Below are 3,807 nucleotides of genomic sequence, written 5' to 3'. Positions count from 1 at the left end.
TGGTGAAGCGGCGCATGGCGCGCAGCGCCATTACTCTGGGGCTTCCTGTTGTTCGATGTACTGCTTCAAGACCGACAGCGGCGCACCACCGACGGTAATGATGCAGTAGCTGCGACTCCAGAATACCGGTTCGCGCCAATAATACTGCTGAAGATGCTCCCCGAACTCCTTGCGGATGAGTCGGGAGGTCACCGTCTTTAGATTGTTGACGAAAGCGGAGGGGGCGGTGCGCGGCGTCAACTCCAAGAGTAGATGCAAATGGTCGGGCTCGCCGTTGAACTCCAGCACCTCGCCTTCCCACTTTTCGGTCGTCGCCCGAGCGATTGCCTCTAAGCGGGAGAGCATCGGTTGGGTGATGCACGGGCGTCGATACTTGGTAACCACAACCAAGTGGTACTGAAGTCGGAAGGTGCAGTGATATAGTTTCTTCAGTGCTTGCGAGCCCATAACAACCAAGTATACTGAGGGCACGGTCCAACGCAAAGCCACATACCGGCTTTACCCAACAGCCGCCCAGCTTGCTGCCTTGGAACACCAGCGGTGGGTCCACTGCTTGCTGTGGAATGAGGCGCTCGCCGAGCGGCGCTGGGCTTGGAGCGAGCGGCAGGAGTCGTTGGGGTTCTCGGCACAGTGCAAGCGGCTGACCGAGTGGCGTAGCCAATCGAAACTTCTGAGTGGACTCAATGCTCAGTCTGAGCAGGTCACCCTCAAACGCCTGGATCTGGCGTTCCAGCACTTCTTTCGCCGGGTGAAGAGAGGCGAGACGCCGGGCTTCCCCCGCTTCAAGCCCCTGCACCGGTTCAAGGGCTGGGGGTACAAGACCCACGGCGATGGCTGGCGGCTGTTGACCAACGAGCAGATGCAGCACGGCACCCTGCGTCTCTCCGGCGTTAATGCGGTCGCCGTTCGGGGCAGACCCCGCACCCCTGGCACACCCAAGACCTGCGAGATCATCAAGCGCGGTGATCGCTGGTATGCCAGCATCACGCTGAACTGCGAGCCGGTGCGGCAGTGCGGCGAGAAGATGGGCGGGCTCGACTGGGGCTTGGAGACCTTCGCCACTGTGGCGACCGCGCACGGCACCGAGACCATCGATAACCCCCGCCATCTTGCCGGTACTTTGGATGCCATCCGTGGCGTACAGCGCGAGATCTCCCGCAAGGAGGAGGCGGCCAAGAAGGCGTCGGGTAGGAGTCGGGGCTTCCCCATCTCCACCCGGTTGCGCAAGGCGTACGATGAGTTGCGCCGGCTGCATCGTAAAGTAGCCAATCAGCGCCACGACTTTCTCCATCAGGTCTCTGCCCGACTGATCAACGAGTTCAGCGCTTTGGGCCTAGAGGCCCTGAGCATTCGGAACATGACCGCCAAAGGCGGTCAGCATAAGAGGGGCTTGAACCGCGGTATTCTTGATGCCGCTGGCGGGGCCTTCCATCAATTGCTCAAGCTCAAAGCGGAAGAGGCTTTGCGACACGAAGTCGCTCAAAGGAGTCGTTCTATGAACGTAGGATAGTGCTTAATCCTATCGCCACTCTCCTCGTGCGTGATGGTGACTGATCGTTCGAAGCAGGAGGGAAAGCCCAAGGGGAAACCAATCTACATGGCGGAACCGGGCGAGGCGAAGACCGGACGGGTGAACGTGAGTGAATCCTTGTTTGACGCGTCGTTACCGCTGGTTGCCGAAACGTAGATGATACGGCAATGACTCGGAGCAATTGGCTTGTCAGTAGCTTCAAGGCAAGTGGAAGCACCAAGCTCCCGGCGTACAGAGGGCACCCACCCCGGTCAAATCTCCAATGTGCGGAACGTGGCAACCCCGACTGGGTCTGCATTAGCAGTAAGCCGATCGCAAGAAAGGCCGAATTCCCGAGCGGGAGTAGGAGGACTCAAGAAGCGAAGGCCAGCGGCCGAAAGGCAACGGGAATACATAACCGGCTGGATAGAGGTGATGCCTCGCACCGAAAGGTGGCTGACGTGAGTCTGGTGGGTTGACTGAAGACCGACGTGCAAGAGCGTTAATCCAAGGGAAAAGTTAGATGCCTGACCTCTGTCAAGCAAACGTAACCGAAGAGCGGTTGGATTGGAATTCCGTCGACTGGCGGAAGACCGAATCAGTCGTGCGCAACTTGCGACACCGAATCTTCAGGGCATCCAGGGAGGGAGACCTGAAAAAGGTCAAATACCTCCAGGGGCTAATGCTGAGAAGCAAGGCGAACGCTCTCCTGAGCGTGCGCCGAGTAACTCAACTCAGCAGTGGCCGAAACACTCCTGGTGTAGATAAGCTGGTAGTGAAGACGCCGCACGCGCGAGCCAAGTTGGTGGGACACTTGCTCCAACACCAGCCATGGCGAGCGCTACCGGCACGACGGGTGTTCATCCCAAAAGCGAACGGAAAGCAGCGCCCTCTGGGGATACCAACTGTTGCTGACCGTGCGATGCAAGCCCTTGTGATGAGCGCGCTGGAACCGCAATGGGAGGCGAAGTTCGAAGCATCGAGCTACGGCTTTCGTCCTGGGCGCGGATGCCACGACGCAATCGGCAAAATCTTCTCCATCTGCTCGCCAAAGAACCGCAAGAAATGGGTGGTGGATGCCGACATCAAAGGGGCCTTCGACAACATCGGGCACGCCTCTCTGCTGAAGGCCATTGGTTCATTTCCCGCTCGGGAACTATTAAAGCAATGGCTGAAGGCAGGATACATGCAGGATGGTCGCTTCAATACGACCGACACAGGTACGCCGCAAGGCGGGGTCGTTAGCCCACTGATGGCGAACATCGCTCTCCATGGAATGGGTGAGGCGCTCGGGATGAAGTTTAATCACCAGGGTTCGTCGATCGGCAAGCGGAACTTTGTTCGCTATGCCGATGACTTCGTAATCTTCTGCGAAAGCCAAGAAGATGCAGAAGCGGCAAAGGAAGAGATGGCGGCGTGGCTGGCTCCGCGTGGGCTGGCAATCTCAGAAGAGAAGACCAAAATCGTTCACCTGAGTGAGGGGTTTGATTTTCTGGGTTTCAACATCCGCCAATACCCTGCATCTGCGACCAGCAAGTATGGATGGAAGCTCATCATTAAGCCGAGCAACGAGGCGGTGAAGAAGCTGAAGAGGAAAATGAAGGCCGTGTGGATCTCCCACAAAGGTCAGGGCGTAGGCCCAATCCTCAAAGCGCTCAACCCAATTATCCGGGGTTGGGCCAACTATTACCGCACCGTAGTATCCAAGGCGACGTTCAATCATCTAGATCACTGGATGTACGAGCGCTGCTACCGGTACGCCCGGCATAAACATCCCCTAAAGCCGTGGAAGTGGATCACGACGCGATACTGGTCTGACTATAAGGCTGGCTCGAAAAACCGGTGGGTGTTTGGCGATAAGATCTCCGGCGCACATCTTTTGATGTTCAACTGGACTCCTATTCGTCGGCACATTCTGGTTACAGGCACGGCCTCACCAGACGACCCTTCGCTGAAAGACTACTGGGAAACCAGGCGCAAGCGGAAGATTCATGATCTGCCGCCGAAGCTGATCGGCCTGGCCCGAAAACAGAAAGGGGGATGCCCCCTCTGTCGGGCCTCCTTGCTGAACGGGGAAGAGCTGCACACGCATCACGTCGTGAGGCGGAAGCATGGCGGTTCTAATGAGCGCGAAAACCTTCAACTGGTTCATCTTTTCTGCCATCAGCAGATACATGCCAAAGACAGGAGACAAATGGATGCCTTGCAGCCTGCTTGAGCCGTGTGCGGGGAAACTCGCACGCACGGTTCTGAGGGGGCGGGGAACCAGCGATGGTTCCCTGCTACCCGGCGGTGCT

3 protein-coding genes are annotated in these 3,807 nt (G+C 57.8%); 2 read left to right on the top strand and 1 reads right to left on the bottom strand.

Annotated elements, in window-relative coordinates; translation table 11 throughout:
- Positions 1-30 precede the first annotated feature (30 nt).
- Positions 31-447 carry an IS200/IS605 family transposase gene (gene tnpA, locus CKO15_RS13520; protein ID WP_200197311.1) on the bottom strand — a complete coding sequence of 139 codons (417 nt, stop codon included), beginning with the start codon at positions 445-447 and terminating at the stop codon, positions 31-33.
- On the opposite strand from tnpA, the gene CKO15_RS13515 reads away from it, so the two are divergent.
- Entirely contained in the window at positions 446-1,510 is a 1,065-nt protein-coding gene (locus tag CKO15_RS13515) for an RNA-guided endonuclease InsQ/TnpB family protein (RefSeq protein ID WP_338036075.1), read from the top strand. The two genes, tnpA and CKO15_RS13515, sit on opposite strands and share 2 nt — an antisense overlap.
- Positions 1,511-2,033: 523 nt before the next feature.
- Positions 2,034-3,728, top strand: a complete 1,695-nt coding sequence (ltrA, locus tag CKO15_RS13510) for a group II intron reverse transcriptase/maturase (protein ID WP_200197307.1) — start codon at positions 2,034-2,036, stop codon at positions 3,726-3,728.
- The last annotated feature ends 79 nt before the right edge of the window (positions 3,729-3,807 follow it).

This window comes from Halorhodospira abdelmalekii (assembly GCF_016583625.1).
Classification (GTDB): Bacteria; Pseudomonadota; Gammaproteobacteria; order Nitrococcales; family Halorhodospiraceae; genus Halorhodospira; species Halorhodospira abdelmalekii.
This window is presented reverse-complemented; position numbering and strand designations above follow the sequence as displayed.

Excerpts from the sequence above, each read along its gene's own strand:
- tnpA (WP_200197311.1), bottom strand. The coding sequence starts at position 447 with ATGGGCTCGCAAGCACTGAAGAAACTATATCACTGCACCTTCCGACTT.
- ltrA (WP_200197307.1), top strand. The coding sequence starts at position 2,034 with ATGCCTGACCTCTGTCAAGCAAACGTAACCGAAGAGCGGTTGGATTGG.